The 24505-nt window shown below is 65.5% G+C and carries 25 protein-coding genes and 1 pseudogene; 15 read left to right on the top strand and 11 right to left on the bottom strand.

Features of this window, described 5'->3' with window-relative positions; genetic code table 11:
* From VFW69_RS11880 to VFW69_RS11890, 3 genes are all read right to left on the bottom strand, one after another.
* On the bottom strand, positions 1-551 hold a 551-nt coding region (locus tag VFW69_RS11880), incomplete at its 3' end, for an LLM class flavin-dependent oxidoreductase (protein WP_526501414.1).
* Positions 552-596: 45 nt separating this feature from the next.
* Positions 597-1658 (bottom strand): NAD(P)H-dependent amine dehydrogenase family protein, encoded by a 1062-nt coding sequence (locus VFW69_RS11885; protein ID WP_526501416.1) that lies wholly within the window; start codon positions 1656-1658, stop codon positions 597-599.
* Positions 1659-1669: 11 nt separating this feature from the next.
* On the bottom strand, positions 1670-2641 hold the full coding sequence (locus VFW69_RS11890) for an LLM class flavin-dependent oxidoreductase (RefSeq protein WP_526501418.1): 972 nt from the start codon (positions 2639-2641) through the stop codon (positions 1670-1672).
* A 281-nt stretch (positions 2642-2922) separates the two neighbouring features.
* On the opposite strand from VFW69_RS11890, the gene VFW69_RS11895 reads away from it, so the two are divergent.
* On the top strand, positions 2923-4020 hold the full coding sequence (locus tag VFW69_RS11895) for an NAD(P)H-dependent amine dehydrogenase family protein (RefSeq protein ID WP_526501420.1): 1098 nt from the start codon (positions 2923-2925) through the stop codon (positions 4018-4020).
* Between the two features lie 23 nt (positions 4021-4043).
* Positions 4044-5249, top strand: a complete 1206-nt coding sequence (locus tag VFW69_RS11900; RefSeq protein WP_526501422.1) for a MalY/PatB family protein — start codon at positions 4044-4046, stop codon at positions 5247-5249.
* 30 nt (positions 5250-5279) lie between these two features.
* Here the strand turns inward: VFW69_RS11900 and VFW69_RS11905 are convergent.
* Positions 5280-5600, bottom strand: a pseudogene (locus tag VFW69_RS11905) (DUF2652 domain-containing protein); the annotation flags it as partial.
* 177 nt (positions 5601-5777) lie between these two features.
* Between VFW69_RS11905 and VFW69_RS11910 the strand changes: the two are divergent.
* From VFW69_RS11910 to VFW69_RS11935, 6 genes are all read left to right on the top strand, one after another.
* Positions 5778-6683 carry an alpha/beta fold hydrolase gene (locus tag VFW69_RS11910; RefSeq protein WP_526501424.1) on the top strand — a complete coding sequence of 302 codons (906 nt, stop codon included), beginning with the start codon at positions 5778-5780 and terminating at the stop codon, positions 6681-6683.
* Positions 6684-6894: 211 nt separating this feature from the next.
* Positions 6895-7380: a MarR family winged helix-turn-helix transcriptional regulator gene (locus VFW69_RS11915; protein ID WP_526501426.1), complete on the top strand. Its 486-nt coding sequence runs from the start codon at positions 6895-6897 to the stop codon at positions 7378-7380.
* Between the two features lie 120 nt (positions 7381-7500).
* Complete coding sequence (locus VFW69_RS11920) at positions 7501-8238, top strand: NAD(P)-dependent oxidoreductase (RefSeq protein ID WP_526501428.1); 738 nt, start codon at positions 7501-7503, stop codon at positions 8236-8238.
* Between the two features lie 10 nt (positions 8239-8248).
* On the top strand, positions 8249-8617 hold the full coding sequence (locus tag VFW69_RS11925; RefSeq protein WP_526501430.1) for a DoxX family protein: 369 nt from the start codon (positions 8249-8251) through the stop codon (positions 8615-8617).
* 1 nt (position 8618) lies between these two features.
* Complete coding sequence (locus VFW69_RS11930; protein ID WP_526501432.1) at positions 8619-9038, top strand: hypothetical protein; 420 nt, start codon at positions 8619-8621, stop codon at positions 9036-9038.
* Positions 9035-10579: a multicopper oxidase family protein gene (locus VFW69_RS11935; RefSeq protein WP_526501434.1), complete on the top strand. Its 1545-nt coding sequence runs from the start codon at positions 9035-9037 to the stop codon at positions 10577-10579. The genes VFW69_RS11930 and VFW69_RS11935 overlap by 4 nt, the downstream gene beginning before the upstream one ends.
* Positions 10580-10599: 20 nt before the next feature.
* Here the strand turns inward: VFW69_RS11935 and VFW69_RS11940 are convergent, their stop codons facing one another.
* The gene (locus VFW69_RS11940; protein WP_526501436.1) at positions 10600-11328 is read right to left on the bottom strand and encodes a 3'(2'),5'-bisphosphate nucleotidase CysQ; all 729 of its coding nucleotides are present in this window, start codon (positions 11326-11328) and stop codon (positions 10600-10602) included.
* 138 nt (positions 11329-11466) lie between these two features.
* Here VFW69_RS11940 and VFW69_RS11945 point away from each other — a divergent pair, with 138 nt between their 5' ends.
* Complete coding sequence (locus tag VFW69_RS11945; RefSeq protein ID WP_526501485.1) at positions 11467-12063, top strand: hypothetical protein; 597 nt, start codon at positions 11467-11469, stop codon at positions 12061-12063.
* 25 nt (positions 12064-12088) lie between these two features.
* Here VFW69_RS11945 and VFW69_RS11950 read toward each other — a convergent pair whose 3' ends face one another.
* The gene (locus VFW69_RS11950) at positions 12089-13264 is read right to left on the bottom strand and encodes a thiolase family protein (protein ID WP_526501438.1); all 1176 of its coding nucleotides are present in this window, start codon (positions 13262-13264) and stop codon (positions 12089-12091) included.
* Positions 13265-13412: 148 nt separating this feature from the next.
* Here VFW69_RS11950 and VFW69_RS11955 point away from each other — a divergent pair, with 148 nt between their 5' ends.
* Together VFW69_RS11955 and VFW69_RS11960 are read left to right on the top strand one after the other, a co-directional pair.
* On the top strand, positions 13413-14543 hold the full coding sequence (locus VFW69_RS11955; RefSeq protein WP_526501440.1) for an NDMA-dependent alcohol dehydrogenase: 1131 nt from the start codon (positions 13413-13415) through the stop codon (positions 14541-14543).
* 28 nt (positions 14544-14571) lie between these two features.
* Complete coding sequence (locus tag VFW69_RS11960) at positions 14572-14964, top strand: DoxX-related protein (RefSeq protein ID WP_526501442.1); 393 nt, start codon at positions 14572-14574, stop codon at positions 14962-14964.
* 185 nt (positions 14965-15149) lie between these two features.
* Here the strand turns inward: VFW69_RS11960 and VFW69_RS11965 are convergent, their stop codons facing one another.
* Positions 15150-15734, bottom strand: a complete 585-nt coding sequence (locus VFW69_RS11965; RefSeq protein WP_526501444.1) for a TIGR03086 family metal-binding protein — start codon at positions 15732-15734, stop codon at positions 15150-15152.
* Between the two features lie 158 nt (positions 15735-15892).
* Between VFW69_RS11965 and VFW69_RS11970 the strand changes: the two genes are divergently transcribed.
* Positions 15893-16789, top strand: a complete 897-nt coding sequence (locus tag VFW69_RS11970; protein WP_526501446.1) for a DMT family transporter — start codon at positions 15893-15895, stop codon at positions 16787-16789.
* 2 nt (positions 16790-16791) lie between these two features.
* Here VFW69_RS11970 and VFW69_RS11975 read toward each other — a convergent pair whose 3' ends face one another.
* Positions 16792-17160, bottom strand: a complete 369-nt coding sequence (locus tag VFW69_RS11975; protein WP_526501448.1) for a bleomycin resistance protein — start codon at positions 17158-17160, stop codon at positions 16792-16794.
* Between the two features lie 204 nt (positions 17161-17364).
* On the opposite strand from VFW69_RS11975, the gene VFW69_RS11980 reads away from it, so the two are divergent.
* Together VFW69_RS11980 and VFW69_RS11985 are read left to right on the top strand one after the other, a co-directional pair.
* The gene (locus VFW69_RS11980) at positions 17365-18702 is read left to right on the top strand and encodes a magnesium transporter MgtE N-terminal domain-containing protein (RefSeq protein ID WP_526501450.1); all 1338 of its coding nucleotides are present in this window, start codon (positions 17365-17367) and stop codon (positions 18700-18702) included.
* Positions 18699-20384 (top strand): NRAMP family divalent metal transporter, encoded by a 1686-nt coding sequence (locus tag VFW69_RS11985; protein ID WP_526501452.1) that lies wholly within the window; start codon positions 18699-18701, stop codon positions 20382-20384. The genes VFW69_RS11980 and VFW69_RS11985 overlap by 4 nt, the downstream gene beginning before the upstream one ends.
* Here the strand turns inward: VFW69_RS11985 and VFW69_RS11990 are convergent.
* The 3 genes from VFW69_RS11990 to htpG form a co-directional block, all read right to left on the bottom strand.
* Positions 20374-21396: a TIGR03617 family F420-dependent LLM class oxidoreductase gene (locus tag VFW69_RS11990; RefSeq protein WP_526501454.1), complete on the bottom strand. Its 1023-nt coding sequence runs from the start codon at positions 21394-21396 to the stop codon at positions 20374-20376. The two genes, VFW69_RS11985 and VFW69_RS11990, sit on opposite strands and share 11 nt — an antisense overlap.
* 76 nt (positions 21397-21472) lie before the next feature.
* Positions 21473-21688, bottom strand: coding sequence for a hypothetical protein (locus tag VFW69_RS11995; protein WP_526501456.1), 216 nt, complete (start codon positions 21686-21688; stop codon positions 21473-21475).
* A 67-nt stretch (positions 21689-21755) separates the two neighbouring features.
* Positions 21756-23702 carry a molecular chaperone HtpG gene (htpG, locus tag VFW69_RS12000; protein ID WP_526501458.1) on the bottom strand — a complete coding sequence of 649 codons (1947 nt, stop codon included), beginning with the start codon at positions 23700-23702 and terminating at the stop codon, positions 21756-21758.
* 104 nt (positions 23703-23806) lie between these two features.
* Here htpG and VFW69_RS12005 point away from each other — a divergent pair, with 104 nt between their 5' ends.
* On the top strand, positions 23807-24427 hold the full coding sequence (locus tag VFW69_RS12005) for a TIGR03085 family metal-binding protein (protein ID WP_526501460.1): 621 nt from the start codon (positions 23807-23809) through the stop codon (positions 24425-24427).
* Positions 24428-24505: the final 78 nt, after the last annotated feature.

Below are 24505 nucleotides of genomic sequence, written 5' to 3' on the forward strand. Positions count from 1 at the left end.
ATGCCCAGGCCATACCTGCCGGCCCGACGGGCCGCAGCGACCGTGCCCCCACCCCACATCAGTCCCGGGCCGCCGGGAGTCAGCGGGCGGGGTGTCACCGTGATCCGCCGTCCGTCCTCGACGAAGGTTTCACCGGCGAGCAGTCGCCGGAGCAGCGCGAGTTTCTCGTCGCAGAGGCGGCCACGCTTCTTGATCGGCAGGCCGAAGTGCTCGAACTCCTCGGGCCGGTAGCCCAGGGCCAGGATGTACGAGGCCCGCCCGTTGCTGATGATGTCGAGGACCGCCATGTCCTCGGCGAGACGCACGGCTTCGTAGAAGGGAAGGATCAAGATCAGGCTCAGCGCCAGCCGCCGGGTTCGCGCGGCCACTGCTGAGGCCAGCAGGAACGGTGACGGCAAGTATCCGTCCTCGGACCCGTGGTGTTCACACAGGACGGCGGCCAGGCCGCCGTGTTCTTCGGCCCAGGCAGACATTTCGGGTGCCGCGGCGTACAGATCGGCTGGGGGCGCGGCCCATTCGGGATCGCGCATGTCGAAGCGCAGTGTGTACACGGCAAACTCCTAGCTGGCCTAATCTTTGCGACGTACGTTACACGTTCAGTCGAACGCGTAAAGCGGCAGCGTGGTCGGGATGTCCAGCGAGCTCAGCAGGCCCGGGGGCGCCTCGACGACATACGGAATCGCATTGACGACGCGCATCGCCGTCGACGCCATCGCGGCATGTCCAGCGGCGTGGCCCTCCGCCGCTCCGAGTGTCATCTCGCAGTGGATGTCCGGATCTCCTTCGATGTCGACCCGATACGTGGCGTCACAGTCCGAAGTGGGCCAATCGGCTGCGACGTCGCGCGCCATCCGGATGATGTGCTCGATCACGATGGCCTCGCGGCCATTGACCACTCCGGCCGCCCGGGTCCGCACGGCACCACAGGTGCCGGCTTTGACGGTGCCGAATGCCACCGCGATGTCCCGGTCCGTCAGCTCGCGGTCGAGCGAACCGCGTATCTGCTCCACCTCGACGCCGAGCCCCTCTGCCATGAGGTAGATCGGTGCCTTCCAAGCCATTTCGATGAATCCGGGCGTCTTGAGCATCGGCTCGAAGTCGAGCGGCCGCCCAAAGCCCATCCCGTCCATCATCACGTCGGCCACCGGGTAGTGATCGTTGAGGGCAACCTCGCTGGCGGTGATCTGGCGGATGCTCTTGGACTGTGTTGTCATCAGCAGCGCGAGCTGATCGGAAGCGAAGCCGGGGAAGATGCCCGACCCGTAGAACGATGCCTGACCGGCTTTGGCCGCCGCGTCCAGCTCGTCGCGCCAGTTGGGTGCGAAGTAGGACGGCGGGTACACCAGACTGGTGGACGACGTCGACACCACGTTGATGCCCGCGGCCAGCAGACGCACATAGTCGGGCACGGCGGCGCCATCGCGGTCGGGGCCGCTGGCCGCATACACCACGCAGTCGGGCTTTAGAGCGATCAGCGTGTCGGCGTCGTTAGTGGCAGAGACGCCCATGGGCTCACCGCCCGCGAGCTCGCCGGCGTCCTTGCCGACCTTGTCGGGTGAATGTACCCACACGCCAACAAGTTCCACATCTGGCCGACGCCTGATGGCATCGATCGCGTTCGAGCCGACTCCCCCGGTCGACCATACGACAACACGCATAGGCACTCTCCTTAGTGGTCGTCTTCGAAGGTGGCCGCGGCACGTTCGAGATAAGGCCATGCCACGGTTGGTGTGACGCCGCCACAGAGTGGGTGCAACGGCAGCAGTTGTCCGCCGCGCACGTAGTCGATCGCCTCGTCGGGGGTGAAGATGCGGTACGGGCCGCCGTCCTCGCGAAGCTCCGCCACGCTGTCGGCACGGGTGATGCTGGCTACCGTGTCGTCGTGCGGCCGGTAGGAAGCCGCTGTCTTGGCGTCGTGCAGCAGGTGCGGCCCCAGCTCATCCCAGGCCTCCTCGACATTGGAGGCCACGAAAACCGCTGTCGGAGCACCTGGTTGGGGAAACTGGACGATTCCGGGTTGGTGTCCGTGCGCACGGCACTGCTCCTCGTAGTCCTCCTTTAGGCCGGGCGAGGCGGTTTGGGAGACGAACCCCAGCCCGTGGCGGCCGGCGCGCCGCGCCGCGGCCCTGCTGCCGCCGGCGATCAGCACCATCGGACCGTTGGGCGAACCGCACGGTGGTGTGACGCGAACCGTACGTCCCCGATATTCGACGGGCTCACCGCGCACCAGCGGCCCGAGCACGTCCAGCATCTCGTCAGCTACTCGACCGCGGGTGGCCATGTCGATGCCGAAGTGCTCGTACTCCTCGCGTCGATGTCCCACGCCGAACGCGTAGGACACCCGTCCGTTGCTGATCAGGTCCAGCACGCTGATCTCTTCGGCGAGCCGGACCGGATCCCACATCGGAAGCGGCACCGCGGCCAGCAGGATCGCCAACGTGCGTGTCCTGGCCGCTATCGCCGACGCCAAGGTGAGCGGTACCGGCAGATGACCGTCGTCGGCACCGTGATGCTCGGAGAGCACCGCCAGCACGGCACCCCGCCTTTCGGCCCACTCGCACATGTCGATGGCCGCGGCGTACAGATCGGTGGCCGGTGCGCCCCCATGCGGGGCGCGCATGTCGAATCTGAGCGTGAACATCAGCGGCCGCCGGGATTGGCTGAGATCCCCGCCCCTGACCGACAAACGCAGGTTTGATTTGTCGCTCGGAGGCGGGCAAAACGCTGGTCGGCCCTCACAGCTGCAGACTAACCTAAAATTTGTTCGTTAAGATAGTGCCTGCTTTCTTAAATCCTTGACCGCGCGGACTCGCGGCTGTAGTTTCCAAGTCGAACGCCGGGCAATAAAGGCCTTCTGCCGCTGACGTAAGGGCAACGGCCGCCCCGCCTTTCGTCGTGCGCACGCACCTGAGGAGGAACAAAATGACGGCTCATCGCGTGGTGGTGTGGGCGACAGGTGGCATCGGCTCGATTGCCATCCGCGCTATTTCGCGGCGCCCCAATCTGGACTTGGTCGGCGTGTGGGTGCACTCGGACGACAAGGTCGACAAGGACGCGGGCGAACTTGCCGGCGGTGAGCCGATCGGCCTGAAAGCCACCAACGATGCCGACGCGCTGATCGCGCTCAAACCCGACTGCATCATTTATGCGGCCAGCGGTCCGGAGCGGGACGCGCTCGCCATCCCGGATTACGTCAAGCTGCTCGAAGCCGGGATCAACGTCGTGACGACCAGCACCACGCGATTGGTCAACCCACACACCTACGAGCCCGTTCAGTGGCGCGACCAGCTGGTCGCCGCGGCCAAGCAGGGCCAGGTGTCGCTGTACGCGTCGGGGATCGAGCCGGGCTTCGCCGCCGACTATCTGCCGCTGGTGCTGTCCACCCAGTCGTCGTCGATCGACAAGATTCACTCCTTCGAGATCGGCCTGTATGACGACTACGGGGTTCCCGACATCATGAGCGACGCGCTGGGCTTCGGCCGTCCGCTCGACTACCAGCCCTGGATCAGCTACCCCGGCGCCATCGCCGGCGAATGGCAGGGGCAGATCCGGTTGATCGCCGACGCGTTGGGGATCGAAGTCCAGGAAGTCCGCGAGGGTTTCGACCGCGCCGTCACCAACAGGACGCTGGAGGTTGCGATGGGCACCGTCGAGGCCGGAACTTGCGGCGCGCTGCGGATGCAGGCGATCGGCGTGGTCGACGGTCGGGAAGCCGTCGTCATCGAGCATGTCACCCGGCTCGCGCACGACGTCGCTCCCGACTGGCCCATCGGGATTGGCGATCTGTCCTACCGCGTCATGATTTCCGGCGATCCGGACATCGACTGCACCCTGGCGGCGACGCTGAAAGATCCCGCCAAGGCCGGCATCGGCGGGATGACCTCCGGGGCCGGCGCCATGGTCGCCACCGCGATGCGCGTCGTCAACGCCGTGCCGTATGTCGTTGCCGCCCAACCGGGATTGCTGAGTTCGGTGGATCTTCCCTTGACGATCCCGCAAAAAGCGTTTGTCGGGGGGTAGGTCACGCCGGTTACTCTGCGGGCGTGACGGTTAATCCGCTCGAGGAATTGACGCTGCAGCAACTCCGGGTTCGCACCAGCATGAAATGGGGCGCGCACCCCGCCGACGTCCTGCCGCTGTGGGTCGCCGAGATGGACGTCAACCTGGCACCGACGGTGGCCGACGCGCTGCGGAAGGCCATCGACAACGGCGATACCGGATATCCCTGCGGAACCGCGCTGGCGGAAGCGGTCAGCCAATTCGCCGCGCGGCATTGGCAGTGGCATGACCTGGAAGTGAGCCGCACCGCGCTGGTTCCCGACGTCATGCTCGGTGTCGTCGAGGTGTTGCGCCTGCTCACCGCTCGCGGTGACGCCGTGATCGTCAACCCGCCGGTCTATGCGCCGTTCTACGCATTCGTGTCGCACGACGGCCGCCGTGTCATCGAGGCACCCCTCGCTGATGGGCGAATTGACCTGAACGCCTTGGAGAATGCCTTCGTTCGGGCTCGCGCAGAGGCCGGAAAGGACACGAAGGTCGCCTATCTGTTGTGCAATCCGCACAACCCGACCGGATCGGTCCACACCGCAGACGAACTCCGTGCGGTCGCCGCGCTCGCCCGGCGATTCGGCGTGCGGGTGGTGTCCGACGAGATTCATGCCCCCGTCATTCTGCCGGGATCGCGATTCACCCCCTTTCTCACCGTCGCGGGGGCCGAGAACGCCTTCGCCTTGACCTCGGCGTCGAAGGCCTGGAATCTGTCCGGCCTGAAGGCGGCGCTGGCCATCGCGGGACCGGAGGCCGCCGCCGACCTGAACCGGATGCCGGAGGAGGTCGGTCACGGACCCAGCCACCTCGGCATCATCGCCCACGCCGAGGCGTTTCGGAGCGGCAGCGACTGGCTCGACGCGACTTTGCAAGGCCTGGACGAGAACCGGACACTGCTGGGTGAGTTGGTCGCCGAGCATCTTCCCGGCGTGAAATACCAATGGCCGCAAGGCACTTACCTGGCGTGGCTCGATTGCCGGGAGCTCGGTTTCGACGAAGAAGTCGCCGATGCTCTTGCGGTGGTCGCCGACCTGTCCGGGCCGGCCCGCTGGTTTCTCGATCACGCGCGGGTGGCGCTCAGCTCCGGCCACGTGTTCGGAACCGGCGGAACCGGACACGTGCGCTTGAACTTCGCCACCTCGCGAGCCATTCTCACCGAGGCGGTGTGCCGAATGGGCCGGGCCCTGGCCGACGCCCGATAGTGGACCGGCGCCGGGCGCAGGCGTTTTCGGCTACGCGGAGATCTCCTCGGCGCCGCGGCCCAAGTTGCGGAACCCCTGGGCGGGCTCCTTCATGCCGAGTCTGAAGGGCAGGCTGTCGAATTCGAACTTCGTCGTCGCGCCGAGCCGGCGGAAAAAGCTGCGCCGCGGCGTCGCGACGGGAACCTGCAGCGTCGCGAGGTCGATGTAGTGTGTCGACGTTTCCCCGATTCCATCGAAGACGTGCACCAACGGCATGCACAGCTCGCGCATCGCCTCGTCGAGGCATGCCGCGACGGGATCGGTCATCAGTACGTACTCGGCAACCGGCACCGTGTTTTTCAGCGTCCGGTTCCACTGCATGTAACGCGTGTACCCGCCGATGTCGGCTATGAGCAGAACCGCGCGCCGAATTGCCATGGACAACTCCGTTTAGTAGGCCTTGGTGCTCGGCTCAATGAATCTGCTACTAGACGAATTCGCGCCGGCGCGAGAGGCTTGCAGAGGTGCCGGTTCACCGGAGGAGCTGATATGCATGTGCTGCGAACCCCGGATTCCCGATTCGAAAACTTGGAGGATTACCCGTTCGTTGGGCACTACCTTGACGTAACCGCAAGCGACACCCGGCCGCTTCGCATGCACTACCTCGACGAGGGCACGATCGAAGGGCCGCCGATTGTTCTGCTGCACGGCGAGCCCACGTGGAGCTACCTCTACCGGACGATGATCCCGCCTTTGACCGACGCGGGGAACCGCGTGCTTGCACCCGATCTGATCGGTTTCGGCCGCTCGGATAAGCCCAGCCGGGTCGAGGATTACACCTACCAGCGCCACGTGGAGTGGATGATCTCGTGGTTCGAGCATCTCAACCTCAGGGACGTCACGCTGTTCGTGCAGGACTGGGGATCGCTGATCGGGCTGCGCATCGCCGCCGAGCAGTCCGACCGCGTCGGGCGGCTGGTGGTGGCCAACGGTTTCCTGCCCACAGCGCAACGGCGCACTCCGCCAGCCTTCTACGCGTGGCGTGCCTTCGCCCGCTACTCCCCCGTCCTGCCCGCGGGCCGCATCGTCAGCGTCGGGACCGTTCGCCGGGTGCCGGCGAAGGTGCGGGCCGGCTACGACGCGCCCTTCCCCGACAAGTCGTATCAAGCCGGGGCCCGAGCGTTCCCCCAGTTGGTGCCCACCTCGCCCCTCGACCCGGCGATTCCGGCCAACAGGCACGCATGGGATGCCCTTGGCCGCTGGGAAAAGCCGTTCCTCGCCATCTTCGGAGCCCGCGATCCCATCCTGGGACGGGCGGACCGCGCTCTGATCAGGCACATTCCCGGCGCCGCGGGCCAGCCACACGCCCGCATCAACGCCAGCCACTTCATTCAGGAGGACCGCGGCCCCGAACTGGCGGAACGCATCCAGTCGTGGCAGCAGGCCTGGCGCTGAGGCCACCTCAGTCGTCGCCAAAAGGACTTCGCCGATCTCGTCGAGTATCTGCTTCGCATCATTCAGTCGATGGTTCTGGTTCCGCCGCAGCCGCTCGCTTCCCTGGCAGCCGGCAAGAACTGTTCCGGCCGATGATTGTCTTGTAAGATGACAATTCCTGCGCCAACTACGCTTCGTCCGTAATGCCTTGCGGCACAAATACTCCCCGAGGTTGCCCAAGCTGATGAGTGAACACCACTCCGGCATCGCCGAACTCGACGAACGAATTCCGTTTCTGCTCGCGCAACTCGGCGCTCACGTCAGCAGCGACTTCCAGCGCAGGCTTGCGCCGCTGGGAGCCGACCCTCGCACATACGCGGTCCTGTTGGCACTGGCCAGTGATGACGGCCAATCCCAGCGTCAGCTCTCCGAACGTCTCGGCATCCACCGCAACGCCATGGTGGTGGTCATCGACAACCTTGAGCAGCGCGGGCTCGCCAAGCGGTTACCGCGCCCCGAGGATCGGCGCGCGGTCGCCGTCACGCTGACCGCCGACGCCCGACGCCTGCTGCCGGCGCTCCACGAGCAGGGGCGTGACCTCGAGAACGAGTTAGCCGCGCCGCTATCTGCGAAAGAACGCGCCGAGCTGCGCCGCCTGCTCCAGCGCATCGCTGCGAGAGCAGGCCTGATCCCCGGCGTCCACCCCGAATTGGCGTGATCGCCGGGCGTCGACCCATGTCGTTGCCGTAGCCACGGAGGCGTCGTACCACTCTGGCACCATGAATGATTGTCATATATAGTGATGATCACAGATTGTGACTATTTATGGGAGCCAGCGATGAAGTCGGTCATCTTCGGCGCCAATGGACCGACCGGACGGCTGGCCGTCGCACGCGCGCTGACCGCCGGCAACTCTGTGGTCGCCGTGACGCGTCACCCGCCCGAATTCCCAATTGCCCACCCACATTTGACGGTTGCGGGGGCCGACGTGCGGAATGAATCGGCTGTCCTCGAAGCCGTTCCCGGGGCCGACGCAGTGGTCTCGGTGCTCGGTGTGCCGTTCACCCGCCGCCGGGTTGAAACCTATTCGGCTGGAGCGACCAACATCGTCAAAGCCATGCGTGCGTCGGGAACGCGCCGACTCATCGTCGTGAGCTCGACGTCGGTATGTCCGACACCGCGCCCGCATGCGCCGCTGTTGCTGCGGCTGGTTGAACCCGTCATCAGCAGGGTTATCGGCAAGACCGTCTACGACGACATGCGCCGCATGGAAGCCATCGTGCGCGACAGTGACCTCGATTGGACCATCGTCCGGCCGTCCGGACTGTTCGACTTGCCGGAACCGACAGATTACCTCAGCGGGCCCATCGATCCGGTGGGCGCGTTCACCGCACGCATTGACCTGGCCCACTATCTCATTTCCCTGATCGCCGACTCGAGCTCGGTAGGCCGCATTGTGATCGTCTCCACCACCGACTCCACGCCCACCCTATGGCAGATGGTGCGCCGAGAGGCCCTGTCCGCCAAAGACTCTGACTCGGCACCGATCCCCGGGTCACTTCGAAGAATTCATTGAGGAGAGCACGATGCACACCGCATATTTGGCTGTGACGTTCATTGCGATCGCCTTCGATGGATTCTCAGGTGTCGCGGCGCTGGCTCACTTCGCGCCGATTCTGCCCGGCATGGAGAGCGCGGGCGTGCCGGTGTCGTGGTTGAGATTTCCCATCGGCACCCTGAAAACATTGGGAACCGTCGGGCTCATCGTCGGCCTGTGGGTTCCCGCGATCGGCATCGCCGCCGCGGCGGGGCTGGTCATGTTCTTCGTGTGCGCGGTGTACACGCATGTGCTGGCCCACGACATCAGCGGGCAGATGATGTTCGGCGGATTCCTGCTGGCGCTGAATGCCGCCGCTCTCGGCGTGGCGATCGCGGCACACCCAGCGGTGCTCTGACGTGAGAACCGCGGCAGTCCCGAGCGCGCGGCTGGCGCTTCTGTCGGCACGTGCCAGCACGGTATTGATGGTGGTGCTGGCGGTCGTGCAGGCGACTTTGGCGGGTAACTTTCTCGGCGGTCAATACGACGCCCTCGCGCTACACGCGGTTGAAGCCCGTGCGATCACCATCGCCTCGGCGGTGCAGTTCGTTGTCCTCGCCTGGGTATGGCGCCGCGGCGGTCCGCAGGGCCTCGTCATGGGGGCCGGAGTCCAGACGTTGCTGCTTGTCGCCGAATTCGCCGCTGGCGAATTGCGGTTGGTCGCCTTGCACATTCCCCTGGGCGTGCTGATTGTCGTGGGGATTGTGCAACTGACGACCGCGATCTGGCGTACCCCGCTGCCGGCTCGGCACATCCCCGACAGCGAGGTGGCACGGTGAATCGGCGTGCCCTGCTGCGCGCCGGCTTGCTCACCGCCGGGGTCGGGGTAACGGGCGCCGGCTGGCACGCGGCGCAGCTCGCGCTGGGCTCCGCCGAGCCGGGCAAGCTGCTGTGTAGCCAGGTACCCCTGCCGCCGCGCTACCGCGCGCCGTTGCCGATACCAGATCAGCTGGCCCCCGTCGCCAGCGACGCCACGACCGACTACTACGCAATTACGCAGCGCGCCGCCGACCTGGCGATACTGCCCGGCCTGACGACGCACGCATGGACGTACGGGGGAACGTTTCCAGGGCCGACCATCGTCTCTCGGTCGGGTCGGCGGGCCGTGATCCGCCACCACAATGCCTTGCCCGTTCCCGTTGCCGTGCACCTGCACGGCGGCCATACCCCACCCGACAGTGACGGCTATCCGCTCGACCTCATTGAGCCGCAAGCCACCCACACCATTACTCACGACAGCGGTATGCACTCGACCATGTCACGCAATTCCGTTGTCGGACAACGCGAATATGTCTACCCGATGCAGCAACGGGCGGCGACACTGTGGTATCACGACCATCGAATGAGCTACACCGGCCAAGCCGTCTGGCGAGGGCTCGCGGGATTTCACATCGTTCACGACGATGAAGAACGCGACCTCCCACTGCCGAAAGCCCATCGTGACATTCCGCTGATGATCACCGATCGATCGTTTGCGGCCGACGGCTCGTTCCAATACCCGCTCACTGACGGCGGCGACGTCGCCGCCCCCTACATGAACGGTGTGCTCGGCGACGTGGTGCTGGTCAACGGCGCGCCATGGCCGGTGCTGGATATCGATCCCGCCCGCTACCGGTTCCGGGTACTCAACGCCTCGAACGCCCGCCACTACCGTCTGCAGCTCGATCCGCCACCACCCGAAGGGCCGGCATTCACCCAAATCGGCAGTGACGGCGGCCTTCTGGCCAGTCCGCTCACCCATGACGCGATTGACATCGCACCGGCCGAACGCTTTGACATCGTCGTCGACTTCTCCCACTATCGTCCCGGCACCCGGGTGCAGCTCATCAACACGCTCGGCACACAGTCCAGTGCGCAAGTCATGCGCTTTGACGTCGTCGGCACCGAGCGGTCAGATGACTCGGCGATTCCCCAACGGCTCAGCAAAAGCTTCGTGCCCCTGGACCGCAGCCGCGCTACGACGACCCGCACCTTTCTGTTCGGACAAGGCCGAGCCGGTGTGTGGATGATCAACAACAAGCCCTACCAGCCCGGCGTTCCGGTCGCGACGCCGCGCATAGGTGACGTCGAAGTCTGGCGCTTCATCACCGACATTCGTCATCCGATTCACGTCCACCTCAACCACTTTCAAGTCTTGTCGCGTAACAACAAACCGCCCGGCCGCTTTGATCAGGGTTGGAAAGACACCCTCGATGTCGCACCGGCCGAAGCGGTGGAAGTGATCGTGCGGTTCACCGACTATCAGGGAACGTATTTGGTCCATTGCCATAACCTCGAGCACGAGGACATGGCTATGATGGCCGACTTCGTCACGGTCTAGCCGGCGTGCAGAGGTAGACCTCAGCGCGTAACCGCGAGTACCGCTTCCGCCAGTTCGGGACGGCAGACCACGAGGTCGGGCAACTTCGGATCGGGCTGGTTGTATGCCAGTGCGGACCCGTCGATGCGAGAAGTGTGCAACCCCGCGGCCCGGGCCACCGCCACCGGCGCGGCGGAGTCCCATTCGAACTGACCGCCGGCGTGCACGTACACATCGGACAGCCCCTGGACGATCGAGGCGACCTTGGCTCCGGCAGAACCCATTTCGACCAGGACGCCGTCCAGCGCGTCCCGCACGTTCAAAGCGACGGCGGGTGGACGGGTACGTGACACCACGATGCGCGGTTTGCCCGGCGCGGCAGGAGGCGAATCCATGTCGGGAGTCGCCAGCGTGATGCCCTGGGCCGGTAGCGCTACGGCGCCCGCGACCAGCTCACCGGACTGCCAGAGTGCGACGTGCACCGCCCAGTCGTCGCGTCCGAGCTCAGAAAATTCCCGCGTGCCGTCCAGCGGATCGACGATCCAGACACGGTCCGAGCGCAATCGCACCGGGTCATCGGCGCCCTCTTCGGACAGCACCGCATCACCGGGCCGCTCCGCGGCAAGCGCCTCCATCAGAAAGTCGTGGGATCGCTTGTCCCCCGCGGCTTTCCGGTCAGCCGATTGCGCGTCGGCGAATTCTAATCGAACCCCGAGCAGTAGCCGACCGGCCTCGGTGGCCAACCGTGCGGCCAGATCATGGTCATTCATCGACAACTCCGGGAACCCTCAAAATGTTGGTAGCGATGACCAACTTTACCTTGTCATGCCGTTCTGCGGTCACCACCCCAGCGGAAAAGTTTCACCCGTAATCTGGTGACCGTGAGCGGCAACGCCAACGTTTCGTTGATGAGGCGGTTGCGGCAAACCTCGCGGGGGCGTTTGATCGGGGCCGGCATTGTGACGGCTGTGGTGCTGGTCGGGATCCTCATCGTGGTGGGCGTGCAGCTGACCCAAGGCCAGCAGAGCGCGACGGCGCCCAGCACTCCGCCGTCGTCAGCGCCGGAGAGCTTCGCCATCCCGGGCTGCTACAACCCGTCCGTTCCGCCGGTCGCCCGCCCGAAGAGGCTCAACGTGTTGGGTTGCGCCAGTGTGGCCGTTGCGCTGCAGGACATGTCGTGGAGTTCCTGGGGACCGCAGGGCGCCGACGGGACCGGCACGGCGTTGTTCAAGCTCTGTGATCCGAATTGTGCGGCGGGATCTCAGCTGACCGAACCGGTGGTTGTGCACGCGTGGAATCCACAGCCGCCGCGGCGCGAGGCCATCTGTCAGGTCGGCTTGCGGATTTTCGCCGACATGATCCTGGCCTTCCCCAAAGGCGTTCCACCACCGAACGTGCAGAAGATGAACACCCAGTACGACGGAAAGCCGGCCGTGCACTTCGCCAACTACTCGAGCGGCGACACGCGGGGCACCCAATTCATCGGCTACACATTCTGCAACTAGCCGGTGTGAACTGTCTTGCGGCGGCTCAGACTTCGATGACGACAGCGCCGCCCTGGCCGCCGCCGGCACACATCGCCGCGACGCCGATGCCGCCACCCCGGCGGGCGAGCTCGTAGGCCAATGTGGTCACCATGCGGGCACCGGAGGCCGCGATCGGGTGACCGAGGCTGCAGCCGCTACCGGAGAAGTTCACCTTCTCCTCGTCGATGCCGTATTCGCGGCACGCCGCGATCGGCACGGAAGCGAACGCCTCGTTGATCTCCCACAGCGCGACGTCGCCGGGCGACAGGCCGGCCCGCTGCAATACCTTCCCGATGACCTTGACGGCGCCGAGACCGCAGTCGCGAGGCGCTACGCCCGCGGCAGCCCAGGCTCTGACCGTGCCCAGCACGTTGAGCTTCTCGGCCTGGGCGTAGTCGGTGTCGACGAGCGCGACGGCGGCCGCGGCGTCATTGGTGCCACTGCTGTTGCCCGCGGTAATCGAGAAGCCCTCGATCTCGGGGTGCAGGACCTTGAGGCCGGCCAGCTTCTCGACGGTGGTGTCGCGACGCGGATGCTCGTCCACGGCGAACTCGGTGACCGAGCCATCGAACTGGGTGATCTTCAGCGGCAGGATCTCGTCGGTGAACTTGCCGGCGTCCTGGGCCGCGACCGCGCGCTGATGCGAGCGGGCCGCCCAGGCGTCCATCTCCTCGCGCGTGATGCCGACCGTCTGCGCGGTGTTCCAGCCCACGGTGATGGACATGTCCTTGGCCGGCGCATCCGGCGTCTCCACGTGCGTCGGCGGCATCCAGCGCTCCTCGAACTTCAGCTCGGGGCCGGGGATCCGCCAGTTGGTCAGCGGCGTCATCGACAGCGATTGCACGCCGCCCGCGATGAGCACACGCTCCATGCCGGAGCCGATCTGCGCGGCGGCGTTGCCGATCGCCGTGAGGCTGCCCGCGCAGTGCCGGTTGACAGACTGCCCGGGAACGTGCGCCAAACCCGTCGCGGTGGCCGCATAACGCGCCAAATCGCCACCGCCGTAATGTGATTCGGCGAAGATAATGTCGTCGATGTCTGTGGGGTCGACGCCCGACCTGCGCACCACCTCGGGAAGCACGGCGGTGATCAGGGTCTCGGGCGGCGTGTTGACCAGCGTCCCCTTGAGCGAACGGCCGATCGCGGTCCGGACGGCTCCGACAATGACGGGTGTTCCCATGTTCTCAACCTCGTTGTTGTGGGCGGTCAGACGCCGCGAATCGTATCAAATACTGTATAGACAATAGTAATGGTCTACGTTCGGTATGCCGGGCTCGTGTGACGGCGCTAACAATTAAGCGGTTCGGGTAAATACGGAGGCCAACCCGTTGAAGACCAAAGGTGCGCTGGTCTGGGAACTGAACGAGCCATGGTCGGTCGAAGAGATCGAAATCGGCGAGCCCCGCCGCGGCGAGGTGACGGTTCAGCTGGAGACCGCCGGGTTGTGTCACTCCGACCACCATCTGATGACGGGCGATTTCCCCATTCCGAGTTATCCGGTGCTGGGCGGTCACGAGGGCGCCGGCGTCATCACCGAGATCGGCGAGGGCGTCGAGAACCTCGCGGTCGGCGATCACGTCGTCATGTCCTTCATCCCGTCCTGCGGAAAATGCACACCGTGCCAGACAGGGCTGCGCAACCTGTGCGACCTCGGCATGGGCCTGCTGTCGGGTCAATCGGTCTCCGACGGATCGTTTCGGGTCACCACGCGGGGCCGCGACGTCATCCCGATGTCACTGTTGGGCACATTCGCGCCATACGTCGTGGTGCACCAGACGTCAGTGGTCAAGATCGATCCCACGATCCCGTTCGACGTGGCCTGCCTGGTGGGTTGCGGGGTGACCACCGGCTACGGCTCGGCGGTGCGCAGCGCGGCGGTCTCACCGGGTGACGACGTCGCGGTCATCGGCATCGGCGGCGTCGGCGTCGCCGCGCTGCAGGGCGCCCGCCTCGCCGGGGCGCGACGCATATTCGCCGTCGATCCCTACGAATGGAAGCGCGAGCAGGCGCTCAAGTTCGGCGCCACAGCGGCTTTCGCGGACGTGGGCAGCGCTGCGGCCAGCATCGCCGAGGCGACGCGAGGCCGCATGTGCCACAAGGCAATCGTCACCGTGGGCCACGTGGAGGGCAAAGACGTCGAGTCGTGGATGGGGCTGACGGCCAAGGGAGGGGTCTGCTGCCTCACCGGCATGGCCAGCGTGATGGCCAACGATGTCACCCTCAACCTTGCGGGACTGTCGCTTCTGCAGAAAAGCTTGCAGGGCAGCATCTTTGGCGGCGGCAATCCCCAGCACGACATCCCGGCGATTCTCGAGCTGTACAAGCTGGGGCAACTGAACCTCGACGACATGGTCACGCGTGAATACACCCTCGAGCAGATCAACGATGGCTATCGCGACATGCTCGAGGGCCGCAACGTGCGCGGCATCATCCGCTATACCGACGCCGACCGCGCCTAAGCAGTGGCCGCATGGGCACAATGACTCCATGACAACCAGACCCCACGCCGCCCCTGACGCCACCCAGCAGCTCGCCTACCGTGTCGCGGCAATGCTGCTCGGCATCGGCACCCTGCACTTCGTTGCGCCCAAACCGTTCGACTCCATCATTCCGGCCGAGCTGCCGGGGAGCCCGCGGCTCTACACCTACGGATCGGGTGTGGCCGAGCTGACGATCGGGGCATTGCTGGTGCCACAGCGCACCCGGCGGTCCGCCGCGCTGGCCGCCGTTACGCTGTTCATCGGCGTCTTCCCGGGCAACGTCAACATGGTCCGGTTGTGGTGGGGCAAGCCGTGGCCGATGCGGATCGTCGCCCTGGCCCGGCTGCCGCTGCAGATTCCCATGATCACCACAGCGCTCAAGATCCGGCGCAACAGCTGATGTGCCGCAGTTGTCACCCGCGCCGCAGCCGTCCCTGCCAGCCGTAGTTAGTTTTCACTTGCGCCACTGCCGTCCCTGCCGGCGGGACCAGACATGGTGCCCGGTGTGGGAACTGATGTTGCAGCTGTCGCCGACATCATAACGAAACCAACTGCGGGACAAGCCAAAAACCCGCCGAATTGGACTCAGCCGGCGTCGACCGAGCGGCCGAGATAAGCCATGAGCCGGGCGGTCGGAGTCGCATCCGGCGGCGCGGTTCGAGCCGGACCGAACCCGCTCGGTCGCCGCAACATCGCCTCCGGCACCGACTCCACCAGCTCGCGGCACATCGCCAGCAGGTCGGCGGGCAGTTCGATCAGTCGCCCCTGTGAGCTATGGACGTCCCAGGCGTGCATGGCCAGGTCCGAGACCGGATACGTCAGCGCCCGACGCAGAGGAACCTCACCTTCCGGCGACGCCCGCATCCCATCCAGGTCGGCGCTGGGCAGGGCGTCTTCCAAGCGCGTCGCCAGCTCGCGAAGCCGCGCCGCCGGGTCCTCGCATACCCAGTCCGAGGGTTGCGAGGGTCGGTCCCAGATGTCGCCGTCCTCCACGAGGGTCGCGACTTTGGCCGCGCTGCCGGTGACATGGCCAACCAGATCGCGCAGGCTCCAGCCCTCGAGGTTAGACGGCTGCGACCAGCTATCCGGCGCTATGCGGTCGACGGCGTCAATGAGTAGATCGAGCGCCTCGATGGCGACTACGCCGATCCGGGAAGTCGTTTCGTCCATGGCGTGTATCTCCTTACGGGTAAGCGGCTTCGCCCTTCCGCCCGTCGGCCGCGTACGTCCAGAAGTCTAGGGCCGCAAATCCTTGTCGAGTCAGCCGGTTGAACTCCGCAACCGCGCACGCTAGGACTTGACATCGGCTGAGTACACAGGAGGGCAACTTGGACAAGACAGACATCGCCGCAGTGCTCGCGCTGGCCGCCGCTCTGATGGTCGGCGCCGGAGACGTCGTCCAGCAGCGATCCGCTCAGCAGGTCACCGATAAGCCGGTCGGCACCTTCGCCCTGTTTCGCCGGCTGCTGCGCGACCGGCAATGGTGGACGGGCAGCCTGGTGGCCGCGGCCGGCTTCGGGTTTCAGGCGGCCGCCCTGGACTTTGGCTCGGTGGTGCTGGTGCAGGCGCTGCTGGTGACCTCGTTGCTGTTCGCTTTGCTCATCAGCGCGAGGGTGAATCATCGCAGAATTACACGCCAGCAAGCGGTTTGGGCGGTCTTGCTTGCCGCCGCGGTTGCGGTCGTGGTGACGGTCGGCGACCCTCAGCAGGGGGCCCCGCGCGGGTCGGTGCAGACATGGACCATCGTTGCGCTGGTCATGGCTCCGGCGCTGATCTTGTGCGTGATTGGCGCGCGGATTTTCCGAGCCTCGGTCGGCGCATTGTTGCTGGGGTTGATGTCCGGCTCGCTGTGGGGACTTTTTTCAGTGTTGACCAAAGGCGTGGTCGACCAACTCGGCCGCGGCATCCCGGCGTTGTTGCGCGCACCCGAGTTGTACGTGTGGGTGGTGCTCGCGATCGCTGCTACCGCCTGGGAACAGTCGGCGTTTCGGGCCGGTCCGCTCACCGCGTCGCTTCCCGCGGTCACCGTCGCGGAGCCCATCGTCGGGTCGATGCTCGGTGTCACCGTGTTGGGTGAGACGTTGCAGACCAACGACACAGGCTGGGTGGCCTTGGGTTTATCAGTAGGCCTGATGGCGGCGGCGACGGTGGCGTTGGCCCACAGCCAGGCCGGCCATACCCCACCATCGGACGAAAAGCCCTCTCCTGCAACGGAAAGCACCTGAGCTCAGCTCAGGCGTGACCCGACCCGGTGCGCAGTGCCGTCGGGATCGACGTAGGCGAATTCCCGCAAACCGTACGGTGTGTCCTGCGGCGCGACCAGGCGACCACCGAGGTTTTCCAGTGCCGCCCACTCCACATGGAGGGCATCGGCATCACTGACGTAGAAGTACACGCTGGCGGCCGTGCGCAACGGGTCGTGCTCGGCCCATTCGGTGAGGTGGATCGACACCGACCCGCGATCGGCGAATCCGTACCGTTCGGGGCCTTCGTATGCGCGGACGTCGAAGCCGAGCCGGCGGTACCGGCCGAGTGCGACGTCCAACTCTCGAACGGGGACGATCGGGGATACCGAGGTGAAATCGACTGCGGACACACGGCGAACATAACTCACCCGCGGCGCGAAGCCCAATAGCCTTCTGCCGTTTACCTATTGACGGTAGTCATCCGCGACGACACGAGCGTATGGTCTGGCGGCCGAGACGGTCCAACGATCGATTTGAAGCCGCATGGCGCCGCAATACCTGGTTTCGGGGTAGGTTGGCCGCGGGTTCGGTCGTACCGCCTTGAGGAGGGATACGTGAGCACATCGGAAAAGGCGTCCAAGCCGCGCGCCGGGCAGCCAATCATCCACCTCTCGCAACTGTTGCGCGCGCCCGTGCTGGCGCGTTCAGGCGAAACGGTCGGCCGGGTCGAGGACGTGATCGTGCGGCTGCGCGTGGCCGAGGAGTATCCGTTGGTGGCCGGGATCGTGGCGGGGGTCGGCGGACGCCGGGTCTTCATCGGCGACAAAACCATTGACGCATACTCCGCGGACCGAGTTCTGTTGACCAAGAACAAGGTTGACCTTCGCGGATTCGAACGCCGCGAGGGGGAAGTGCTGTTGCGCACCGACGTGTTAGGCCACCGGCTGATCGATGTGGCCACCGTCGAGCTGGTGCGCGCCTACGACGTCGAGCTGGAACAGACCCGCGAAGGCTGGATGGTCACCCGCCTGGACACCCGCCGTCCACCGCGATTGTTCGGGCTGATCAAGCATTCGGGCGGCCATGCGTCTCGCGACTGGAAGGCATTCGAACCGCTGATCGGGCACGCCCGCTCCGACGCTGTCCGACGTCTGTCGGACCGGTTCGGCGAGCTCAAGGCTGCCGAGATCGCCGATCTTCTCGAGGAAGCGGACAAGGCCGAGGGCGGCGAGATCCTCGACCGGGTGCACAGCGACCCGGAGTTGGAAGCCGACGTCTTCGAAGAACTGGACCCGGAGAAGGCCAGCCGGCTGCTCGACAACATGCCGGACAACGAGGTTGCCGCGCTGCTGGGCCGGATGCGCGCCGACGATGCCGCCGATGCGATCGTCGACCTACGCCAGTCCCGGCGCCGGCGCGTGCTCGAGCTGATGCCCGCCCCGCAACGCACCAAGGTCATCACCCTGATGGGGTTCAACCCCGAAAGCGCCGGTGGGTTGATGAATGTCGACTCCGTGACATGTTCACCCGCCGCCACCGCGGGCGAGGCGTTGGCGTTGATCGCCGCGTCGCGCAGCATCCAGCCGGAAGCGCTGATCAAGGTGCACGTGCTCGACGAGGACAAACGTCTTGACGGCGTCGTTTCAGTGATCACCCTGTTGCAGGTCGATCCCGCTGAAAACCTCGCAGCGCTAATGGATTCCGACCCGGTGCGGGTGAATGCCGATGCGGACCTGACCGATATCGCGCTGCTGATGGCCGATTTCAATCTCTACTCCATCCCCGTGGTCGACGAGCAGGACCGCCTACTCGGGGTGGTCACCGTCGACGACGTGCTGGAGGCGACCATCCCCGAGGACTGGCGCCGCCGGGAGCCCGCGCCCCGACCCATCCGCGAAATCGCCGCCGCCGACGACCGTGACACACCCCCAACCGGAGGTAGTCCGCAGTGAGTTCCGGCGGCGAGAACACCACCCAGGACGACGCGCAGGGCGTCGACGTAGAGCGCCCCGAACCGGCGCAGACGCGGCGCACCGCCGTGCTGGACAGCGCGCATGTGGGTGATATCGAGGGCGCCTTCGGACGCATCAGCGTCGGGGAGACCGAGCATGCCCGGACCTGGCGGACGCGACTGCTGACCCTGCTCGCGATCGTCGGGCCCGGAATCATCGTGATGGTCGGCGACAACGACGCGGGCGGGGTGGCCACCTACGCCCAAGCCGGCCAGAACTACGGCTACTCACTGCTGTGGGTGTTGCTGCTGCTGATCCCCGTGCTCATCGTCAACCAAGAAATGGTGGTCCGGCTCGGCGCGGTCACCGGGGTCGGCCACGCCCGTCTGATCAACGAACGCTTCGGCCGCGCCTGGGGCTGGTTTTCGGTCGGCGACCTGTTCTTGCTCAACTTCCTGACGATCGTCACCGAGTTCATCGGCATCAGCCTGGCCGCCGAGTACATCGGCGTCTCCAAATACGTTGTGGTACCGGTCTCGGCGGTGGCATTGGTGGCGATCATGGCCAGCGGCAGCTTCCGTCGATGGGAGCGGGCCATGTTCGTGTTCATCGCCGTCACGCTGCTGCAGATTCCGATGCTGTTGATGTCGCATCCACAGTGGGGGAACGCGGCGAAGTCCTTTGTCGTTCCCAGTATTTCGGGCGGGATCAGTTCGGACGCGGTGTTGCTGATCATCGCCATCGTCGGCACTACCGTGGCTCCGTGGCAGCTGTTTTTCCAGCAATCCAACGTCGTCGACAAGCGCATCACACCCCGGTTCATGGCCTACGAACGCGTGGACACCGTGCTGGGCGCCTTCGTCGTGGTGGTCGGCGCCGCCGCGCTGGTGATGACCGGCGACTGGGCCGCGCGCTCCACCCACACCGTGGGTGGCTTCACCGACGCCGGCGCCATCGCTCATCTGCTCGGCCAACACCGCGAGACGCTTGGCTGGATCTTTGCGCTCGTGCTGATGGACGCCTCGATCATCGGTGCCGCCGCAGTCACCCTGGCCACCAGTTACGCCTTCGGAGACGTCTTCGGGCTGAAGCACTCACTGCACCGCGGCTTCTCCGACGCCAAACAGTTCTACCTGTCCTACGCCGCAATGGTGGCGCTGGCCGCGGCCATCGTCCTGATTCCGGGCGCACCGCTCGGGCTGATCACCACCGCGGTACAGGCCCTCGCCGGTCTACTGCTGCCCAGCGCCAGCGTATTCCTGCTGCTGTTGTGCAATGATCGAGAAGTATTGGGCCCCTGGGTGAATCGGCCCTGGCTGAACTGGGTCGCCGGCCTGATCGTGGGTACGCTACTGCTGCTGTCGGGGATCTTGATGGCCACCACGTTGTTTCCCAAAATCGATGTCGTGGTGGTATCCGGCTACCTGGTAGTGGCCATGGCCATATTCGCTGTCGCGGCTGCGCCTGCGCTGCGCTGGATGGCCCGCCGCCAACCCGCCCGACCCGTCGCACAACTTCCGGCAAGGGGCGTCGACCGCAGCACCTGGCGCATGCCGCCATTGACGCTGCTCGAGCCGGTCGTCTGGTCGCCCGGCACCCGACTGGGCATGATCGCGCTGCGCACCTATCTGGTCGCCGGCGCGCTGCTACTCGTGGTCAAAGCCGTCCAGCTCAGCCGCTGACCGCTTGCACCCGGCGAGCCACCTCGCCGTACCGCTCGAAGCGCTCCTGATCGGCCACGGCGTTGTACATCACCAACCGCGTTGCCATTCCGGCGTATTTCTCGGTCAACGCGTCGGCCAGCCCATCCCAGGTCGACTCGGTCGCGAAGACTGCGATGTGATCGTCGCTGACCTGGGCCGCCATCCCGGCGAAGTCTCCGGCCTTCTGCTTCTCGCGGATTCGGGCGGTCGTGCCGTCGAAACCGGCCTCATCCCAGATGAAGGCGTAGTTGGGGGTGCTGCCGTAGAAGGCCATGCTGGCGCGCACGACTTCGCGTTGCTTGTCGAGTTCTTCGTCGGTGTCGCCGACGATCGTCATGACGGGCACGATGATCGCGATGTCCAACGGTGAACGGCCCGCTTTCGCCGCCCCTTCGGCGACGGTCGGCAGGACGTGGCGGGCCAGGTAGCCGGGCTCGCCGATCGGGTGGACGTGAATCCCGTCGGCCACTTCGCCCGCCATGCGCAGCATCCACGGATTGACCGCTGCGATATCGACTTTGGGGTCCGGAGCGTCGATGGGCCCCGGGCTCCACTGCGGGGTGATGAAGTCGAGATCGTAGAAGTCGCCGTGGTGGTCGAGTGTCCCGGAGCGAAACGCCGTGAAGCAGGCCTTCACGGCGAGCAGGTAGTCGCGCAGCCGGGGCCCGGGCCGCTCGAAGGCCGTGCCGTAGCGCCGCACGACGTGGGTGCGTACCTGGGTACCCAGGCCCAGCCGGAACTTCCCCTTGGTGGCTTCCTGCAGCTCCCACGCCGCGGCGGCGGTAACGAACGGACTGCGCGGAAAGGCCACCGCGACGCCCGTCGACAGTTCGAGATCGGGCGCGGCCTGCGACGCCACGGCCGCATTCAGGTATGCGGTGCGGCCCGTCTCGGTGAACAACAGACCGGAGAACCCGGCGGATTGGGTCCGCCGGGCAAGGTCACCGATTTGGCCGAGCGGCTGGGGAATCGTCATCGCGTCGACATGCATGGTGGGAGCGTACGTCGAGCGTTAGAGCCAACGATCCGGGCGCGTCGTCGCGTGGTCTCCGGCCGGACGCGGCGAATCAGCGTTTCGTTGGCCGCCGGCTCACCGGCGCGGTGAAGCCTTCGGTGTCATCGAAGAATGCCCACTGCCCGTCGTCGTTGACCTCCATGCGCCAACCCAGCTCGGTATTGCCGCCAACCGAGTTCACGAACCAGGCGTGCGCGGCCTCCGCGTTGGCAAAATTCTTCGTCGCGACGACCCGGCCGCGTGGGTCCATAACGCGAAACGCAGGCATGGGACTAAGTATCCCTGCCAGCGCGTTTTCAATCGCAGAAATCGCCTATTTGCCGGTAAACCCCGGGTTACACCGTGCGCGCCAGCCGGCCGGCGAGCAATTCGGCAAACCTCGCCGGATCGTCGAGCGCACCGCCTTCGGCTAGAAGCGCTGTGCCGTAGAGCAATTCCGCGGTTTCCGCGACCTCAGCGAGCTTAGCGTCGTCGTCCGCGTTCTTTTGTGCTTGACGCAGGCCGGTGACGAGCGGGTGGTTGGGGTTGAGCTCGAGGATCCGCTTGCCCACCGGAATGGCCTGCCCGGAGGCGCGGTACATGCGCGCGAGCGCCGGTGTGATCCCGAAGGCGTCGGTGATCAGGCAGGCGGGTGAGTCCGTGAGGCGGTTGGACAGCCGAACTTCCTTGACGTGGTCGGTCAGGGTCTCCTTCAGCCAGGTGAGAAGGTCGGCGAATTCTTTCTGCTGCTCCTCGCGCTCGGCCTCGCTCTCGTCATCGTCGGCGCTGAGGTCCACCTCGCCCTTGGCGATGGACTGCAACCGCTTGCCGTCGAACTCGGTCACGGTTCCCACCCAGACCTCGTCGACCGGATCGGTGAGCAGGAGCACCTCGTAGCCCTTCGCTTTGAACGCCTCTAGGTGCGGCGACTTCAGGATCTGCTGACGCGACTCCCCCGTGGCGTAGAAGATCTGCGTCTGGCCCTCTTTCATGCGCTCGATGTACTGGGCGAGCGTGGTGGCTTCCTCCTCGCTATGCGTCGAGGCGAATGAGGAGATCTGCAGTAACGTCTCCTGGTTGTCGAAGTCGGACATCAGGCCCTCCTTGACGACCCTGCCGAATTGGGTCCAGAAGGTGCGATAGTCCTCCGGACGCTCGGACTGCAGATCCTTGATCGTGGAGAGGACCTTCTTGGTCAACCGGCGCCGGATGGCCTTGATCTGCCGATCCTGTTGCAGGATCTCGCGCGACACGTTGAGCGACATGTCCTGCGCGTCGACGACGCCCTTGATGAAGCGCAGGTATTCGGGCATGAGCTCGTCGCAGTCGCCCATGATGAACACGCGCTTGACGTACAGCTGGATCCCGGTCTGGCCGTCGCGGTTGAACAGGTCGAACGGGGCGTGCGACGGGATGAACAGCAGTGCCTGGTACTCGAATGTGCCTTCGGCCCGCATCGCGATGACCTCGAGCGGGTCGTCCCAGGCGTGCCCGATGTGCTTGTAAAACTCCTTGTACTCCTCCTCGGAGACCTCTTCTTTGGGCCTGGCCCACAGGGCCTTCATTGAGTTGAGGGTCTCGGTCTCGATCGTGACGGTCTCCTCGCCGCTCGCTCCTTCTTCGTCCGGGGCAGCCGGTTCCAGTCGCACGACTTCCATCCGAATGGGCCATGCGATGAAGTCGGAGTACTTCTTGACCAGGCTCCTGATCTTGAACTCTGCGGTGTAGTCGTGCAGCTCGTCCTCGGCGTCCTCGGGCTTGAGGTGCAGGATGACCGACGTTCCCTGTGGCGCGTCATCGACCGATTCGATGGTGTAGGTGCCCTCGCCGCTCGATTCCCATTTGGTGGCGTCGCTCTCGCCGGCCTTGCGGGTGAGCAGTTCGACCTTGTCGGCGACCATGAAGCTCGAATAGAAACCGATTCCGAATTGACCGATGAGTTCCTCCGAGGCCGCGGCGTTCTTGGCCTCGCGCAGTTGTTTGCGCAGCTCGGCGGTGCCGGACTTGGCCAGCGTGCCGATCAGATCGACCACTTCGGCACGGGTCATCCCGATGCCGTTGTCGCGGACGGTCAGGGTGCGCGCATCCTTATCGACGTCGATCTCGATGTGGAGGTCGGAGGTGTCGACGTCGAGGTCCTTGTTCCGGAACGCTTCAAGCCGCAGCTTGTCCAAAGCATCGGAAGCGTTGGAGATCAACTCCCGCAGGAACGAGTCCTTATTGGAGTAGACGGAGTGGACCATCAGATCCAGCAGCTGCCGAGCCTCTGCCTGAAACTCCAACTGCTCAACGTGCGCGCTCATAAGATTCCCTTCGACAACATGACGTTCCAAATTTACCGAGCCGCCGACGAGCGGTGCGCGGTGGACCCGTGCTCTCCGGGGGCGACCGGCTCTAGGCTGAACGGATGTCTGTTGCTCAACGCGAACGTGCCGCCCTTGTGGAAACCATGCGCGGCGTAGGGCCGGATGCGCCCACGCTGTGCGAGGGATGGAAGACGCGGGATTTGGCCGCCCACCTGGTAATCCGTGAGTACCGGCCCGACGCGGCGCCCGGCATCCTGATCCCCTTCTTCGCCTCCCACACCGAGAAGGTGCAGAACCAGGTGGCCGAGCAGAACGATTGGGACGAGCTGGTTGGCAAGCTCGCCGCCGGCCCGCCGGTCTACTCGCCGCTCAAACTGCTCGACCCGGTGGCCAATGTGGCCGAGATGTTTATCCACCACGAGGATGTGCGCCGTGCACAGCCGGGCTGGCAGCCGCGCTCTCTGGAGCCCGCGCTGAGCAAGATGTTGCGGCGCACCCTGCCGTTGATGGCCCGGCTCACACTCGCCAAGACGCCCGGCCGGGTCGCGTTGCGTACCCCCGAGGGCAAGACGGTACTCACGGCGGGCCAGGGGCCGGCGGTGACGGTGACTGGGGCGCCCGAGGAGCTACTGCTGTTCTCGGTGGGGCGACAGGCACAGGTCGATTTCGGCGGCGACGCCGTCGCGGTGCAGGCCGTCCGGGATGCCCCCAAGGGGCTGTAGGCGTACGGGGCGGAGCGCTGCGGCGGGGCGCAGAGGTTGTTACCGCAATTTGAAACGTGCTGCGCATGCGCTATCGAG

This window comes from Mycobacterium sp., assembly GCF_036273375.1.
Taxonomy (GTDB): Bacteria; Actinomycetota; Actinomycetes; order Mycobacteriales; family Mycobacteriaceae; genus Mycobacterium.